This is a genomic window from Magnetospirillum sp. UT-4 (genome assembly GCF_902729435.1).
Classification (GTDB): Bacteria; Pseudomonadota; Alphaproteobacteria; order Rhodospirillales; family Magnetospirillaceae; genus Magnetospirillum.
The window spans coordinates 1-15,586 of sequence record NZ_CACVCG010000061.1 but is presented as its reverse complement, the minus strand read 5'-3'; the positions used below and the strand labels follow the sequence as shown (position 1 = coordinate 15,586).

Here is a 15,586-nt window from a genome sequence, read left to right as displayed (position 1 = left end):
GGGTGACGGCGATGACGGCGGACTATGTCAGGGTTGCCCCGCTGATCGTGGTGGTCGAAGACGAGGCCATCGTGCTGGCGGGATACCAGATGCTGTTCGAGAGCTGGGGCTACCGGGTGATCGCCGCCATCTCGGCCGACGACGCACTGCGCCAGTTGGACGAGTCCGAGGGCAGGCCCGGCCTGATCCTGGCCGATCTGCGATTGCGCGACGGCTGCACCGGGACCGACGCCATCGCCCGCGTCCGCGCCGTCTGCGGCATCGACGTCCCCGGCGTCCTGGTCACCGGCGACACCGCCGGCGAACGCCTGAACCAGGCCGCCGCCCTGGGCCTTCCCATCCTTCACAAGCCGGTCAACGGCCGCCATCTCCAGGATCTGCTGCAACGGACCGTCGGGCCGGCGTGATTTCCCGCATGCCCTCGCCCGCCTGCGGGAGAGGGGTGATCCTTCACCGCCGCCGCACCAGCCGCGTCGCCAGCTTGCGGACCTCGTCCAGCACCAGCACCGACGACGCCACCGCGGTGGCCAGCGCCCAGTCGGCGGGGCTGAGGGCGGCGGTGTGGAACAGGGCCTGGGCCGGCCCCCAATGCACCGCCACCGCCTGCAGCGCCAGCACCGCGCCCAGGGCCAGCCACAGCTTGCCGTTGCGCAGCGCGGTGCGGTTCAGCGCGCTCTCGTGCCCGACGCGGGCGTTGAAGACGTTGAAGAACTGGAACAGCACGAAGGTGGTGAAGGCCAGGGTCTGGGCGCGGGCGGGCTCAAGGCCCTGATGGGTGGCCCAGGCGAACACCGCCAGGGTGCCCGCGGCCATGGTGGTGCCGTAGAGCGCCAGCCGCGCCATCCGCCGGCGGTGCAGGATGGCCTCGTCGCGCGGCCGCGGGCGTTCGTTCATCAGCCCGGCGCGCGGCGGGTCGAAGGCCAGCGCCATGGCCGGCGGGCCGTCCATGATGATGTTGACCCACAGGATCTGGATGGCGTGGAACGGCATCGGCAGCCCCACCAGCGGCGCCGCGAACACGGTCAGCAGCGCGCCGACATTGGTGGACAGCTGGAAGCGGACAAACTTGACGATGTTGTCGTAGATGGTGCGCCCCTCGGCCACCGCGCGCACCACGGTGGCGAAGTCGTCGTCGGTCAGCACCATGGACGCCGCCTCGCGGGTGACGTCGCAGCCGGCCCGGCCCATGGCGATGCCGATGTCGGCGCCCCTCAGCGCGGCGGCGTCGTTGACCCCGTCGCCGGTCATGGCGGCGACGTGGCCCTTGGCCTTCAGCGCGAAGACGATGCGCAGCTTGTGTTCGGGCGCGACGCGGGCGAACACCGCCACCTGGTCGACGCGGGCGGCCAGTTCGGCATCGTCCAGGCGGTCCAGCTCGGCGCCGGTCACCACCTCGCCCTCCAGCCCCAGCTCGCGGGCGATGGCGGCGGCGGTGACGGCGTGGTCGCCGGTGATCATCTTGACCGCGATGCCGGCCTGGCGGCAGGCCCGCACCGCCTCGACCGCGCCGGGGCGCGGCGGGTCCATCAGCCCGACCAGGGCGAACAGGGTGAGGTCGCGGGCCGCCGCCTCGGGCTCGCCCAGCACCGCGTGGTCGGCCTCGGCCAGGGCGATGACCCGCAGCGCCCGGCCGCCCATGCGCTCCATCTCGGCCTGGAGGACAGCCCGCCCGGCCTCGTCCAGCGGCCGCTCGCCGGCCTCGGTGCGGATGCGGGTGCACAGGCCCAGCACCACGTCGGGGGCACCCTTGACCAGCACCTTCCAGCCGCCCTCCACCTGATGCGCCGTCAGCATGTACTTGCGCGCCGAATCGAAGGGCAGCTCGGCGATTCGCGGCCAGGCGTGGTCGATGCCGGCCTTTTCCGCCAGCACCAGCAGCGCCCCCTCGGTGGCGTCGCCGACCAGCACCCGGCCGCCCTTGCCGTCGGGGGCCAGGCGGGCGTCGTTGCACAGATGCGCGGCGACCAGGAACGGGGCGAGGTCGGGCAGCGGGCCGCGATCGTCGTCGGGCAGGAAGGCGCCGTCCGAATCGAGCCCCTCGCCCTCGACCCGGAAGCGCCGGCCGGCGGCCCAGCCGGCCACCGCGGTCATGCGGTTCATGGTCAGGGTGCCGGTCTTGTCCGAGCAGATGACGGTGGTCGAGCCCAGGGTCTCCACCGCCGCCAGCCGCTTGACGATGGCGCCGCGGCGGGCCATGCGGAACATGCCGATGGCCAGGGTCACCGTCACCACCGCCGGCAGGCCCTCGGGGATGGCGGCCACCGCCAGCGCCACGGCGGTCAGCACGATGTCGGCCAGGGGCTCGCCGCGCGCCAGCCCCATCACCAGGATCACCGCCACCACCAATCCGGCGATGGCGGCCAGCCGGCGGCCGAGGCCGTCGAGGCGCTCCTGCAGCGGCGTGGCGGCGTCGCCGGTGCTTTCCAGCAGCGCCGCGATGCGCCCCATCTCGGTGGCGGCGCCGGTGGCGGTCACCAGCATCTCGGCGCGGCCGCGGGTCACCACCGTGTTCATGAAGGCGAGGTTGCTGCGCTCGGCCAGCACCGCCTCGGCATCGGCCAGGGCATCGGTGCCCTTGGCCACCGCCAGCGATTCACCGGTCAGCGATGATTCGTCCACCTCGAGCCCGTGGGCGGCGATCAGGCGGCCATCGGCCGGCACGCGGTCGCCGCCCTCCAGCAGCACGATGTCGCCGGGCACCACCCGGTCGGCGGCGATCTCGGCCTTGGCGCCGTCGCGGCGCACCCTGGCGCTGTGGGCCAGCATGTCCTTGAGCGCTCCCAGGATGCGCTCGGCGCGGCGTTCCTGGTAGAAGCCCAGCCCGGCGTTGAACAGGGTGACCGCCAGGATCACCACCATGTCGGAGGTGTCGCCGATGGCGCCGGCCAGCACGCCGGCGGCCAGCAGCACCATGGTCAGCAGGTTGCGGAACTGGTCGAGGAAGACCGCCCAGGCCGGCCGCGCCGCCGGTTCGGGCAGGCGGTTGGGGCCGTGCTCGCCGAAGCGCCGCTCCGCCTCCTCCGAGGTCAGGCCGGTGACGGGAGACGAGCGCAGGCGTCCGCATGCCTCGTCAACGCCCAGAAGGTGCCAGGATTGGTCTTGCATCGGCAATCGTGCCCCCACCATCGTCCGGACCAAGATAGGTCCGGCCGGATGGCGGTCAAGCGCCGCCGGGCAGGGCCAGCAGGTGAAGGCTGAACAGGCGGGCGGGATCGATCCACACCGCCTCGGGCTGCCAGCCGGCGGCGCGGGCCAGCCAGCGGAACTGTTCCACCGAGTACTTGTAGCAGTCCTCGACATGGATGGTGTCGCCGCGGCGGAAGCGGAAGCGGCGCCCGGCCAGCGAGGCCGACTGGCGGCAATTGGCCACCAGATGAATCTCGATCCGGCTTTCGCGGGCGTTCCAGCGGGCGATATGGTCGAAGGATTCGGGGTCGAAATCGGCGCTCAGGTCGCGGTTGGCGCGGGCCAGCAGGTTGCGCACGAATGCGGCGGTGATGCCTTGCACATCGTCGTAGGCGGCCTCGATGACCCGCGGGTCCTTGGCCAGATCCACCCCCACCAGCAGCCAGCCCGCCGGCGCCGCCAGCCGCGCCGCCCGGCGCAGGAAGTCGCGCGCCTCGATGGGGGCGAGGTTGCCGATGGTCGAGCCGGGGAAAAATTCCAGCACCGGCCCCCCGCCCGCCACCTCGGGGGGCAATGTCAGCGGCCGCAGGAAGTCGGCGGCCAGCGGCGTCACGGTGAGCCCGGGAAACACGCGCGAGACGCGCCGCGCCGCCAAGGTCAGCGCATCGGCGGCGATGTCGATGGGGACATAGGTCGAGGGCCGCTCCAGCGCCGCCAGCAGCAGCCGCGACTTGGCCATGGAACCGGCACCGAACTCGACCACCCGGCAGCCGGTCCCCACCCGGGCGGCGATGTCGCCGCCGTGGGCGGCCAGCAGGGCGGTCTCGGTGCGGCTGAGATAATATTCGTCCAGCTCGGTGATGCGCTCGAACAGCGCCAGGCCCTCGGAATCATAGAGGTAGCGGCAGGGCACCGCGCGCGGCTGGCCGGACAGGCCGGCCACCATGGCCTCGGCGAAGCCGTCGGCAGCCGGGCGGGATTGCGGCATGGGGGTCACGGCGCCGCCGCCAGGCGCAGGCCGGTGAACTGCCAGCGCGCCGCCGGCCACCAGAAATTGCGGGTGGTGCGGGTGGCGCCGCCGGCCGGGGTGGCGAGGCTGCCGCCGCGCAGCACCATGCGCCCGGCCATGAACTTGCCATTGTACTCGCCCATGGCGCCCTCGGGCCGCCGCCAGCCGGGATAGGGGCGATGGGCGCTGCCGGTCCATTCCCACACCGCCCCGGCGCCGCCGGGGGCCGCCGCCTCCCATTCCTCCTCGGTCGGCAGGCGGGCGCCGGCCCAGCGGGCGAAGGCGTCGGCCTCGTACCACGAGACGTGGCGGACCGGCTCGTCCGCATCCACCGGGCGGCGCCCGGCCAGGGTCATCATGGTCCAGGCGCCGCCCCCGTTCGGCGAGCATTCCGGGCGCCAATATTGCGGTGCCTGCCAACCCAGCGCGCGAACCGCGTCCCAGCCGTCGGACTGCCACAGCTCGGGCCGCTCGTAGCCGCAATCGGCCATGAAGGCCTGCCACTGTCCCGCCGTCACCGGCCGCGCCGCCAGGCGGAACGGCGCCAGCAGCACCGCATGGCGCGGCCCTTCGTTGTCGAAGGCGAAGCCGTCGCCCGAAGCGCCGATCTCGGCGACGCCGCCGCCATGCTCGGTCCAGCCCTCGGCCGGCAGCGGCGGCGCCGCGGGCTCCACCGCCAGCGCCGCCGGCTCCAGCGGATTGCCGGCGAACAATGCGAGGATGTCGGTCAGCAGCAATTCCTGGTGCTGCTGCTCGTGGGCGCAGCCGGCGGCGAGGACGCCCACCGCCCCCGGGCGCCCGGCCAGGTCCGGGACCAGGCGGTCGAGCCAGCGGCGGTACTGCATCACCACCTCCAGCCCGGGCCGGGTCAGGCCGCCGCGCGCCGCCTGCGGCGGCCGGGCGCCGACGCTGTCGTAATAGGAATTGAACAGGGTGCGGAAGGCGGGATCGAAGACCGCCTCGCCGCCCACCAGGAACTCGTCGAAGAACCAGGTGGTGTGGGCCAGGTGCCACTTGGCCGGGCTGGCCTCGGGGAAGGCCTGGCCGCCCATGTCCTCGGCGGTGAGGCCGGCCGTCAGGCGCTCGCTTTCCGCCCTGACCCGGCGGAACCGATCGACGGCATGGTCCGCCCGCAACACCGTCATGACCCGGCCTTTCATGCTCCGCCCCGCCTTTCATGCTCTGCGAAGTGGGCGTCAGGTCGGATTTCCCCGCCCCCCGTTCAACCGCCCCATGCGGGGCATGCCCTTCGGTCAGGCCAGCCGTTCCTCGGCGAACTGGTTGGGGGCGCGCTTGGCGATGAGGTCGCGGTAGGCCGCCATGTAGGCCTCGGCCATGGTCCGCGCGGTGTGGCCGAGCGCGCGCCGGCGCGCGGCGTTGCCCATGGCCTCGCGCAGGCGGCGGTCGGCCAGCAGGGTGCGCAGGCCCGACGACAGCGCGTCGCGGTCGTCCACCGGAACGAACATGGCGGCGCCGCTCCAGGCCTCGCGCAGGGCGGCGGTGTCACCCAGCACCAGGGCGCAGCCGCTCAGGCCCGCCTCGGGCAGCCAGGTGCCTGGGCCTTCCGCCGACAGCGCCACGTAGACCGAGGAGCGGTTGAACCACGGCACCAGCTGGCTCGGGTGCAGCCGCCCCATGGCCGAGACGCCCTCGAGGCGCACCGGCTTGCCCTCGCCGTCCAGCTGTTCGCCGCCCACCACCACCGGCCAGGGCAGCCTGGGCGCCACCTGCTCCAGCACCGAGGGCTTGGCCGCACTGTCGCGCTGGCCGCCCACCGACAGGATCACCGGCTCCTTCAGGGCCGGGGCGTAGCGGCCGGGATCGCGGCCGTCGCGGATGACGCGGCCCGGGACGACGCCGAAATGCCGGGTCAGCGCCGACATCATGGTGGCGCTGGGGGTGACCACCAGGTCGGCCCCCTTGAGGCCGTGCAGGAAGGCGCTGTTGCAGACCCAACGCTGGCTGAGGTCGAGCCGCCCGTACGAGGCGCCGGTGCCGGGATAGCCCGCCACCAGCAGCTTGCCGCACCACGGCAGCCCGGCATGGAGGTAGCCGGTGAGGTGGACCACGTCGGGATTGAACATCTCCTCGACCGACAGCAGCCAGTCGGCGACCCGGCCGCGGGCGGCCAGATGCTCGGCCGGCGTGGCGACGGGATGCGGGCAGGCCAGCAGATCGACTCCGGGAACCCCGGCATATTCCAGGCGCTGGCCGGGCCGCAGCGGGGTCAGCGCGGCGATGGTCACCTCGGCCCCCAGCGCCGACAGCTCGCGCACCAGCGCGTCCACATGCGGCCACACCGCCCCCGGGGGCTCGATGGTTATCAGGATGCTGGGGGCGGGATCGCGGCCTGCCATGGATGAACGCCTTCCTGCCGTATTTCTTGCCCGCCCATGCCACCACAAACCGCGGCGCTTGCGGCGTCCTCAGAGGGGGTGCCCGGGGTCTCAGACGGGGTAGCCCAAAGGCGGCAGCCTATGGCGTTCGGGTGCGGAACCGCGCCGGGGCGGCGGGCGTTGAAAGGCCGATGCCACCGCCCCGGAGAGAGCGCCCGATGAATGTTCTCGATGTCCTGAAGGACGACCATGCCACCGTCGAGCGGCTGTTCTCGACCATCCTCGCCACCTCGGCCACCGATCTCGGCCGGCGCAACCAGCTGTTCGACGCGCTGAAGGAGGCCATCCTCAAGCACGCCCACGCCGAGGAGGCGGTGTTCTACCCGGCGCTGCGGGACAGGCAGCCGGCCCACGACATGGTCGAGCACGGCATCGGCGAGCATCACGCGGTGGCAGGCCTGCTGGCCCGGATGAACGGCATCCCCGCCGATTCCGACGACTGGATCGACACGCTGGGAACGATCCGCGAGAAGCTGCTGGACCACGTGCGCGAGGAGGAAGGCGACATCTTCCCCAAGGCCCGCCAGCTTCTCGGCGACGACCGGCTCGACGAGATGGCCCGGACGTTCCTGTCGGCCAAGGAACACGACAGGCCGCACTGAGGCCACCCCTCCCAGGGCGTGCCCTGGCCGACGCGACCGAGAGGTCTGCGCTGCTGCCGGGTTACCCCCTCAGGCCAGCTTACTTTGCTCAGGCTGCGTGCACACCTTCCGCCATACACAAGTTGGCAGCAATACACATGCTGGAAAGGTCATGAATATTTCGTCACGCTGACAGTAACCAATGCACCAGTCCTTTAGGGTTTGGCCAGGCGGAAGGTGGAGAGCATGGCGCATTTCGGAGACATGGTTGCCGATCACATACCCAACCTTCGCCGATATGCGCGCGTTCTGGTACGCGATTCGATCCATGCCGAGGATCTTGTCCAGGACTGCCTGGAGCGCGCCATCTCCCGCGAACATCTGTGGCGCGAGGGCACCAATCTGCGCGCCTGGTTGTTCACCATCCTCCATAACCTCTATATCAACCAGTACCTGCGGCACGGCTCGGTCAACACCATGGTGCCGCTGCTCGACGAGCACACCCACCTGTCGTGCCCGGCCCGGCAGATGCATAGCGTCACCCTGAAGGACCTGGCCCGCGCCTTCGACCGCCTGCCCGAGCAGGAGCAGCGGGTGGTGCTGATGATCGGCCTGGACGGCATGCAGTACGAGGACGCCGCCGCAGCGCTGGGGGTGCCCATGGGCACCGTCAAGTCGCGGCTGTCGCGGGCGCGCCGGCGACTGCGCCGGCTGATGGAGGGCGAGCTGGCGATGGACGACCTGGCCGATCCCGGCGAGGCCCATCCCCAGCCGCTAACCGCGGACGGCACGCCCCACCGCCTGACCGCCCATCGCGGCGGGCGGCGGAAGGGGGCCTGAAGGCTTTCGCACAGCAAGGAGGGAAGAATGCTCAGCAGGATGTTAGCCGCAACCGCCGTCGCCCTGGCCCTGGCCGCGCCGGCCATGGCACAGCAGCAGAACCAGACCGGAGAGACCAACCGCAGCGCGCGACCCGAGGCCATCGACGAGCGCCCCATGAACAGCGTCACCCTGGTCGACGTCGATACCGTGCAGGGGGCGGCCGTCAACAACCTCCAGGGCGAGCGCATCGGCGAGGTCGAGGACGTGGTCGTCGATATCAAGCGCGGCCAGATCAGCTACGCCATCATCGGCGTCGGCGGCTTCCTGGGGATCGGCGAGAAGAGCGTGGCGGTGCCGTGGAACATGGTGCAGCCGGGCCAGGAAAGCCAAACCTTCGTGCTCAACGCCCCGCGCCGGACCCTCGAGACGGCTCCGGCGGTGCAGGGCGACAACATCGCCGCGCTGGAGGCGCAGCCCCTGCGCGACCGCATCACCGCATTCTGGGACGAAGCGCGCAGCCAGCAGGCGCAGACGCCGGAACGCTGAACGGCAAAGGGGCCGGCCCCCGCCGGGGCCGGCCCCTCGCCTGCGAAGCGCGGTAGACCTAGTTGTTCTTGGCGCCCTGCTTGATCCACTTGCGGATCATGTCGCGGTCGCAGGACGACAGCTTCTTCTTGCCGTGGGGCATCTGCAGCGACTTGTCGGCCTTGCCGTCGATCAGCACCATCAGGTTGGAGGTGACCGGATCGCCGGGGACGATCATGGCCCCGTGCTTGGTCCCCTTCATCAGCCCGTCATAGGTCGAGAGGTCGAGGCCGCTCTTCTCGGTGCCCTCCTGGCCCGGCTGGTGGCAGGCCAGGCAGCGGATCTGCAGAATCGGGCTGACGTCCTCGGAATAGCTCACCGGCTCCTCCTTGGCGAATGCCGGGGCGGCGAGGGCAACCGCCAGCGCAGCGGCCGCCAGGGTGCGAATCTTGGTCATCTCGGAAAACTCCCTGTCCTATTACCTAATCCTTATGTGCAACACACCTTAACCGATTTTGCAACGTGCGTCCCATGACATCATGCGCGAAAAACCCTCCCCTCGCCCGGCGCTTCATGCTTTATTAGCGGCCCTTCCGGCCATTCGGACGCAATCATGGCGAGCCTGAACACCTACCGCGCCGGCCCGGACGAGCGCGGGCATTTCGGCATTTTCGGCGGCCGCTACGTGGCCGAGACGCTGATGCCGCTGATCCTGTCGGTGGAGAAGGCCTATGGCGAGGCCAAGGCCGATCCGGCCTTCCAGGCCGAGTTCCGCTCGCTGCTGAAGCATTACGTCGGCCGGCCCAACCCGCTGTATTTCGCCAGCCGCCTGACCGAGGCGTGGGGCGGGGCCAAGGTCTATCTCAAGCGCGAGGACCTCAACCACACCGGCGCCCACAAGATCAACAACTGCATCGGCCAGATCCTGCTGGCCCGGCGCATGGGCAAGAAGCGCATCATCGCCGAGACCGGGGCCGGCCAGCACGGCGTCGCCACCGCCACCGTATGCGCCCTGTTCGGCATGCAATGCGTCATCTACATGGGCTCCACCGACATCGAGCGTCAGGCGCCCAACGTCTACCGCATGAAGCTGCTGGGGGCCGAGGTGCGCCCCGTGACCTCGGGCGCGGCGACCCTGAAGGACGCCATGAACGACGCCCTCAGGGACTGGGTGACCAACGTCGCCGACACCTATTACCTGATCGGCACGGTGGCCGGACCGCATCCCTTCCCCATGATGGTGCGCGACTTCCAGTCGGTGATCGGCGACGAGGTGCGGACCCAGCTGCACGAGCTGGAGGGCCGCCTGCCCGATTCGCTGGTCGCCTGCATCGGCGGCGGCTCCAACGCCATGGGCCTGTTCCATCCCTTCCTGGACGAGCAGGGCGTGCGCATCATCGGGGTCGAGGCCGGCGGCCACGGCCTCGACAAGCTGCACGCCGCCAGCCTGACCGGCGGCCGGCCCGGCGTGCTGCACGGCAACCGCACCTACCTGCTGCAGGATTCCGACGGCCAGATCCAGGAGGCCCATTCCATCTCGGCCGGGCTGGACTATCCCGGCATCGGCCCCGAGCATTCCTGGCTGCACGAGACCGGGCGGGTCGAATACGTCTGGGTCACCGACGACGAGGCGCTGGCCGCCTTCCAGACCTGCACCCGCGCCGAGGGCATCATCCCGGCGCTGGAATCCAGCCACGCCTTGGCCCATGCCTCGAAGATCGCCGGTTCGCTGCCGAAGGACCACCTGATGGTGATCAATTTGTCGGGGCGCGGCGACAAGGACCTCAACACCGTCATCCGGGCGCTGGGTGACGCCGAGTCCATGGGGATGCTGTAGTGTCCAGACTTCAAGCCCGCTTCGCCCAACTCAAGGCCGAGAACCGCGCCGCCCTGGTGACCTACGTCATGGGCTTCGACCCCGACCGCGCCACCTCGCAGGCCATCCTGGACGGCCTGCCCGGGGCCGGCGCCGACATCGTCGAATTCGGCATGTGCTTCACCGATCCCATGGCCGACGGCCCGGCAATCCAGTACGCCGCCCAGCGCGCCTTGGCGGCCGGCGGCACGCTGAAGGGCACGCTGGCCATGGTGGCCCAGTTCCGCCAGGCCGATCCCGCCACCCCGGTGGTGCTGATGGGCTATTACAACCCCATCCATGCCTGGGGGGCGCGGGCCTTCTGCGCCGATGCCGCCGCCGCCGGCATCGACGGCCTGATCATCGTCGATCTGCCGCCGGAAGAAGCCGACGAGCTGGTGCCCCATTGCCGGGCCAACGGCATCGACTTCATCTTCCTGACCACGCCGACCAGCGACGATGCCCGCCTGCCGGCCATCGTCGGCAACGCCTCGGGCTTCGTCTATTACGTCTCCATCGCCGGCATCACCGGCACCGCCTCGGCCACCGCCACCGCCATCGACGAGGCGGTGGCCCGCATCCGCCGCCATACCCCGCTCCCGGTGTGCGTCGGCTTCGGCATCAAGACCCCCGACCAGGCCGCCGAGGTGGCCCGCCTGGCCGACGGCGTGGTGGTCGGCTCGGCCATCGTGGCCGCCGCCGAGAACGCGCGCGAACACGGCCGCGACCCGGTGGCGGCGGCGCTGGACCTGGTCCGCACCCTGGCGGCGGGCGTGCGCGGGGCGAGAGTTTGATCTATTGTCGTCATGGCCGGGCTTGACCCGGCCATCCACGCGGCCGCACGACACGGCGCCGAAGATGGACCCCCGGGTCGAGCCCGGGGGTGACGCGGAACCGGAGTAGCAGAATGAACTGGCTGACCAACTACGTCCGACCCAAGATCCAGGCCCTGGTGCGCCCGCGCGAGGTGCCCGACAACCTGTGGCACAAATGCCCGGGCTGCGGCCACATGATCTTCCACCGCGACCTCGAGAAGGCGCTGAACGTCTGCCAGCATTGCGGCCACCACATGCGCCTGGGCGTCAAGAAGCGCCTGGAGATGCTGTTCGACGACGGCCGCTACACCCGCATCGAGCTGCCGAAATCGTCCGACGATCCGCTGAAGTTCAAGGACCAGAAGCGCTATACCGACCGCCTCAAGGACACCCGCGCCAAGACCGGCGAGCACGACGCCATCGTCGTCGCCCACGGCCGGATGGGCGGCCTGGGCGTGGTGGTGGCGGCCTTCAATTTCGAGTTCCAGGGCGGCTCCATGGGCGTCGCGGTGGGCGAGGGCATCGTCGCCGCCGCCGAGCTGGCGGTGCTGCAGGATGCGCCGCTGCTGATCATCCCGGCTTCGGGCGGGGCGCGCATGCAGGAGGGCATCCTGTCGCTGATGCAGATGGCGCGCACCACCGTCGCCGTCGACAAGGTCAAGGAAAAGCGGCTGCCCTATGTGGTGCTGCTGACCGACCCCACCACCGGCGGCGTCTCGGCCAGCTTCGCCATGCTGGGCGACATCCAGGTGGCCGAGCCCGGCGCGGTGATCGGCTTCGCCGGCGCAAGGGTGATCGAGAACACCATCCGCGAGAAGCTGCCCGAAGGCTTCCAGAAGGCCGAGTACCTGCTGGAGAAGGGCATGGTCGACATGGTGGTGCCGCGCAAGGATCTGCGCACCACCCTGATCCGCATCTTCGGCCTGCTGCGCAACAAGGCCCCGGCCGGCGACCTGCTGCTGCTGCCGGTGGACGGCGCCGCGTCACCCGAGGATGCGGTGCGGATGTAATGCTCCGTCGTCGTCCCCGCGCAGGCGGGGACCCAGGGGTGCACCTCCAGCCTGTCTGCGGCTCCTGGGTTCCCGCCTTCGCGGGAACGACGGGTCAACCGCCTTCCGGGACTACCGCCATGATGATCGACCTCGTCCTCGACCGCCTGACCCGCCTGCATCCCAAGTCCATCGACCTGTCGCTGGACCGGGTGCTGACGCTGCTCGACAAGATGGGGCATCCGCAGCTCAGGCTGCCCCCCACCATCCATGTCGCCGGCACCAACGGCAAGGGCTCGACGGTGGCGTTCCTGCGTGCCTTCCTCGAGGCGGCGGGGCTTCGCGCCCATGTCTACACCTCGCCGCATCTGGTGCGCTTCGCCGAGCGCATCCGCGTCGCCGGGCGGCTGCTCGAGGACGGGGAATTGCTGGCGCTGCTGGAGGAGATCGAGCAGATCAATGCCGGCGCCCCCATCACCTTCTTCGAGATCACCACGGCAGCCGCCTTCCTCGCCTTCACCCGCACTCCCGCCGACGTCTGCATCCTGGAGACCGGGCTGGGCGGGCGGCTGGACGCCACCAACGTGATCGAGCGGCCGGCGCTCACCGTGCTCACCACCATCGCCATGGACCACCAGCAGTTCCTGGGCGGCCGCATCGAGGCCATCGCCGCCGAGAAGGCCGGCATCATGAAGCGCGGCATCGCCTGCGTGGTCGCCGACCAGGACCGCAAGGTCAGGAAGGTGCTGGAGGCCCGCTCGCTGGAAATGGGCGTGCCGCTGGTCAAGGAGGGCGAGGACTTCTTCCTGCGCGCCACCCCCGAGGGCGGCAGCCTCTACAAGGGCAAGAGCGTGGAATGGCGGCTGCCGGCGCCCGGCCTGGCCGGCAGCTTCCAGATGCGCAACGCCGCCGTCGCCCTGGCCTGCGTCGAGCGCCTGACCCGCACCGAGAAGCCGCCGGTGCTGCCCGAGATTCCGCCCGCCGCCCTGGCGCTGGGGATGAAGGGGGTGGAGTGGCCGGCCCGCCTGCAGCGGCTGACCAAGGGGCCGCTGGTCGCGATGCTGCCGGCCGGCTGGGAGCTGTGGCTGGACGGCGGCCACAACCCCAACGCCGCCGAGGCCATCGGCCGGCACACCCGGTCCTGGCGCGACATGCCGCTGATGGGCGTCTTCGCCATGCTGGAGAACAAGGACGTGGACGGCTACATGAAGCACATGGCCGCCCGCTTCCACTCCATGCGCGGCATCCCCCTGCCCGAGGGCCATGCCGGCCTGTCGGCGGCGGACGCGGCTTCCGCCGCCACCCGCCATTTCTGCATGGATGCCAAACCGGCCGCCAATGCCGAAGCCGCCATCGCCGAATTGGTGGCTGCGCATCCCCAGGGACCGGCCCGCATCCTCGTTTGCGGATCGCTCTACCTCGCCGGCGAGATTCTGCGGGACAATCGCTAGCCCCTCTCCCCGCTCCCCCTTCTGCGCGCCCCCCGCCGGGTTAGGAAACGGTTACCGTGCCCTCCGTACCCCTTGCTGGTTAGGACGGAAGGCGAAGCAGTGAGCAAACGGAAGAAGTACCTTTTGGCCGCCCTGCTGGCGGTATTGGGCCTGACTCTGGCCGGTGCAGCCAGCTATCCCCTCTACCGCGCGCTGGCCCGGCCGGCCGCCCCGGCCGCCGCCGAGGCCGGCTATTCCGGCCTGAGAAAGCTGGTGGAGGGCGGCACCGCCGCCGAACTCACCTTCTACGCCCGCGGCACCGCCGTCCTGCGGGAGACCTCGGGGGCGCTGCACCGCGCCCAGGTGCCGGCCCAGGTCGCCGCCGGGCTGGCCGCCGAGGCCGCCGGCAAGGGCGCCGCCGTCAGCTTCGCCCTCGAACGCGACGCCCAGGGCGAGTCCCATCCCACCTCGGAGACCCTGCTGGCGGTGGGCGGCAACGTGCTGATCGTCGCCGCCATCATCGGCGCCGTGGTGTTCTTCCGCCTTCGCGGCGGCATGGCCGGCGGCAACCGGGCGCGCCGCGCCGGCGCCTCCGAGTCCAACGTGCGCTTCGCCGACGTCGCCGGCTGCGACAACGAAAAGGCCGAGCTGATGGAGGTGGTGGAGTTCCTGAAGGACCCGCGCCGCTTCTCGCGCCTGGGGGCACGGGTGCCCACCGGCGTGCTGATGAGCGGCCCGCCCGGTACCGGCAAGACCCTGCTGGCCCGCGCCGTGGCCGGCGAGGCGGGGGTGCCGTTCTTCTCCATCTCGGGCTCGGATTTCGTCGAGATGTTCGTCGGCGTCGGCGCCGGGCGGGTGCGCAAGATGTTCGCCACCGCCAAGAAGAAGGCGCCCTGCATCCTGTTCATCGACGAGATCGACGCGGTCGGGCGCCAGCGGTCCGGCTCCAATGCCCGGGCGGCGCACGAGGAGCGCGAGCAGACCCTGAACCAGCTGCTGGTCGAGATGGACGGCTTCAAGCCCAATTCCGGCGTGGTGGTGATCGCCGCCACCAACCGCCCCGACATCCTGGACGAGGCGCTGCTGCGGCCGGGCCGCTTCTCCCGCCACGTGGTGCTGCAGATCCCCGACGTCTCGGGGCGCGAGAAGATCCTGGGGGTGCATGCCGGATCGGTGCGGCTGGCGGCGGAAGTCGATCTGCACGCTGTGGCCCGCGGCACCCCCGGCTTCTCGGGGGCACAGCTGATGCACCTGGTCAACGAGGCCGCCATCCTGGCGGCGCGGGCCGGGCGCGAAGGCGTGGGCGCCGCCGATTTCGACCAGGCCAAGGACCGCATCCTGCTGGGCACCGAGCGGGCCGTGCTGTTCGCCGAGGAGGACCGCCGCCTGACCGCCTATCACGAGGCCGGCCACGCGGTGGTGGCGCTGCACCAGCCGGCGTCCGACCCCATCCACAAGGCCACCATCGTGCCGCGCGGCCAGGCCCTGGGCATGGTGGTGCGCATCCCCGAGCGGGACAGCCCGGCGCTGCGCCGCTCGAAGCTCAAGGCCGACATCGCCGTGGCCATGGGCGGGCGCGCCGCCGAGGAACTGGTGTTCGGCCCCGAGGAGATCTCCACCGGCGCCGCCGGCGACATCCAGATGGCCAGCCGCATCGCCCGCAAGATGGTCACCGAATGGGGCATGAGCGACCGCCTCGGCTTGGTCGCCTTCGGCGGCGCCCACGGCGACCCCTACACCCCCGAGGGCGTGCGGGCCGACGAGACCAGCCGCGAGATCGATGCCGAGGTCAAGGCGCTGGTGGCGGAAGGCCGGATGAAGGCGCTGGCCATCCTGAAGACCCATTCCGCCCAGCTGGAGGCGGTGGCCCAGGCCCTGCTGGACCGCGAATCCCTGAGCGGCGCCGAAATCACCGAAATCACCCGCGGCGCCGGCTTCGACGACCTCGACCAGGCGGCCTTCCGCGAGCTGTGAAGGGGGGAACGCCAATTCAGGTCATTGTGTATCCGTAGCCTCATCCTGAGGAGAGTGCGCAGCG

Annotated in this window: 14 protein-coding genes; 9 read left to right on the top strand and 5 right to left on the bottom strand. The window is 70.9% G+C overall.

Going from position 1 to position 15,586, the window contains the following annotated elements; all coding sequences use genetic code 11:
• Nucleotides 1-11: 11 nt before the first annotated feature.
• Nucleotides 12-407, top strand: a complete 396-nt coding sequence (locus MTBUT4_RS10295) for a response regulator (protein ID WP_173979602.1) — start codon at nt 12-14, stop codon at nt 405-407.
• Nucleotides 408-450: 43 nt separating this feature from the next.
• On the opposite strand, the gene MTBUT4_RS10290 is transcribed toward MTBUT4_RS10295, so the two are convergent.
• The 4 genes from MTBUT4_RS10290 to MTBUT4_RS10280 form a co-directional block, all read right to left on the bottom strand.
• Entirely contained in the window at nt 451-3,105 is a 2,655-nt protein-coding gene (locus MTBUT4_RS10290) for an HAD-IC family P-type ATPase (RefSeq protein WP_173979601.1), read from the bottom strand.
• A 55-nt stretch (nt 3,106-3,160) separates the two neighbouring features.
• Nucleotides 3,161-4,114 carry an L-histidine N(alpha)-methyltransferase gene (egtD, locus tag MTBUT4_RS19280; protein ID WP_217424148.1) on the bottom strand — a complete coding sequence of 318 codons (954 nt, stop codon included), beginning with the start codon at nt 4,112-4,114 and terminating at the stop codon, nt 3,161-3,163.
• 5 nt (nt 4,115-4,119) lie between these two features.
• Nucleotides 4,120-5,295 carry an ergothioneine biosynthesis protein EgtB gene (locus MTBUT4_RS19275; RefSeq protein ID WP_254434814.1) on the bottom strand — a complete coding sequence of 392 codons (1,176 nt, stop codon included), beginning with the start codon at nt 5,293-5,295 and terminating at the stop codon, nt 4,120-4,122.
• 93 nt (nt 5,296-5,388) lie between these two features.
• Nucleotides 5,389-6,492: a glycosyltransferase family 4 protein gene (locus MTBUT4_RS10280; protein WP_173979600.1), complete on the bottom strand. Its 1,104-nt coding sequence runs from the start codon at nt 6,490-6,492 to the stop codon at nt 5,389-5,391.
• A gap of 197 nt (nt 6,493-6,689) precedes the next feature.
• On the opposite strand from MTBUT4_RS10280, the gene MTBUT4_RS10275 reads away from it, so the two are divergent.
• From MTBUT4_RS10275 to MTBUT4_RS10265, 3 genes are all read left to right on the top strand, one after another.
• Complete coding sequence (locus MTBUT4_RS10275; protein WP_173979599.1) at nt 6,690-7,133, top strand: hemerythrin domain-containing protein; 444 nt, start codon at nt 6,690-6,692, stop codon at nt 7,131-7,133.
• 225 nt (nt 7,134-7,358) lie between these two features.
• On the top strand, nt 7,359-7,952 hold the full coding sequence (locus MTBUT4_RS10270) for a sigma-70 family RNA polymerase sigma factor (protein WP_173979598.1): 594 nt from the start codon (nt 7,359-7,361) through the stop codon (nt 7,950-7,952).
• 39 nt (nt 7,953-7,991) lie between these two features.
• Nucleotides 7,992-8,480 carry a PRC-barrel domain-containing protein gene (locus MTBUT4_RS10265; RefSeq protein WP_173979597.1) on the top strand — a complete coding sequence of 163 codons (489 nt, stop codon included), beginning with the start codon at nt 7,992-7,994 and terminating at the stop codon, nt 8,478-8,480.
• A 58-nt stretch (nt 8,481-8,538) separates the two neighbouring features.
• Here the strand turns inward: MTBUT4_RS10265 and MTBUT4_RS10260 are convergent, their stop codons facing one another.
• On the bottom strand, nt 8,539-8,916 hold the full coding sequence (locus tag MTBUT4_RS10260) for a c-type cytochrome domain-containing protein (protein ID WP_173979596.1): 378 nt from the start codon (nt 8,914-8,916) through the stop codon (nt 8,539-8,541).
• Between the two features lie 156 nt (nt 8,917-9,072).
• Here MTBUT4_RS10260 and trpB point away from each other — a divergent pair, with 156 nt between their 5' ends.
• From trpB to ftsH, 5 genes are all read left to right on the top strand, one after another.
• Entirely contained in the window at nt 9,073-10,296 is a 1,224-nt protein-coding gene (trpB, locus tag MTBUT4_RS10255) for a tryptophan synthase subunit beta (protein WP_173979595.1), read from the top strand.
• On the top strand, nt 10,296-11,108 hold the full coding sequence (trpA, locus tag MTBUT4_RS10250) for a tryptophan synthase subunit alpha (protein ID WP_173979594.1): 813 nt from the start codon (nt 10,296-10,298) through the stop codon (nt 11,106-11,108). Before trpB ends, trpA begins: the two co-directional genes overlap by 1 nt.
• Nucleotides 11,109-11,221: 113 nt before the next feature.
• A complete protein-coding gene (accD, locus tag MTBUT4_RS10245; RefSeq protein WP_173979593.1) occupies nt 11,222-12,139 on the top strand; it encodes an acetyl-CoA carboxylase, carboxyltransferase subunit beta in 918 nt (305 codons plus the stop codon).
• Nucleotides 12,140-12,258: 119 nt separating this feature from the next.
• Nucleotides 12,259-13,569 carry a folylpolyglutamate synthase/dihydrofolate synthase family protein gene (locus MTBUT4_RS10240; protein ID WP_371737776.1) on the top strand — a complete coding sequence of 437 codons (1,311 nt, stop codon included), beginning with the start codon at nt 12,259-12,261 and terminating at the stop codon, nt 13,567-13,569.
• A gap of 99 nt (nt 13,570-13,668) precedes the next feature.
• Complete coding sequence (gene ftsH / locus MTBUT4_RS10235; RefSeq protein ID WP_254434813.1) at nt 13,669-15,522, top strand: ATP-dependent zinc metalloprotease FtsH; 1,854 nt, start codon at nt 13,669-13,671, stop codon at nt 15,520-15,522.
• The last annotated feature ends 64 nt before the right edge of the window (nt 15,523-15,586 follow it).

Coding starts and splice junctions, on each gene's coding strand:
- egtD (WP_217424148.1), bottom strand. CDS start 4,114: ATGCCGCAATCCCGCCCGGCTGCCGACGGCTTCGCCGAGGCCATGGTG.
- MTBUT4_RS10240 (WP_371737776.1), top strand. CDS start 12,259: ATGATGATCGACCTCGTCCTCGACCGCCTGACCCGCCTGCATCCCAAG.
- accD (WP_173979593.1), top strand. CDS start 11,222: ATGAACTGGCTGACCAACTACGTCCGACCCAAGATCCAGGCCCTGGTG.
- MTBUT4_RS10295 (WP_173979602.1), top strand. CDS start 12: ATGACGGCGGACTATGTCAGGGTTGCCCCGCTGATCGTGGTGGTCGAA.
- trpB (WP_173979595.1), top strand. CDS start 9,073: ATGGCGAGCCTGAACACCTACCGCGCCGGCCCGGACGAGCGCGGGCAT.
- MTBUT4_RS10260 (WP_173979596.1), bottom strand. CDS start 8,916: ATGACCAAGATTCGCACCCTGGCGGCCGCTGCGCTGGCGGTTGCCCTC.
- MTBUT4_RS10280 (WP_173979600.1), bottom strand. CDS start 6,492: ATGGCAGGCCGCGATCCCGCCCCCAGCATCCTGATAACCATCGAGCCC.
- MTBUT4_RS10275 (WP_173979599.1), top strand. CDS start 6,690: ATGAATGTTCTCGATGTCCTGAAGGACGACCATGCCACCGTCGAGCGG.
- MTBUT4_RS10290 (WP_173979601.1), bottom strand. CDS start 3,105: ATGCAAGACCAATCCTGGCACCTTCTGGGCGTTGACGAGGCATGCGGA.
- MTBUT4_RS10270 (WP_173979598.1), top strand. CDS start 7,359: ATGGCGCATTTCGGAGACATGGTTGCCGATCACATACCCAACCTTCGC.
- MTBUT4_RS10265 (WP_173979597.1), top strand. CDS start 7,992: ATGTTAGCCGCAACCGCCGTCGCCCTGGCCCTGGCCGCGCCGGCCATG.
- MTBUT4_RS19275 (WP_254434814.1), bottom strand. CDS start 5,295: ATGAAAGGCCGGGTCATGACGGTGTTGCGGGCGGACCATGCCGTCGAT.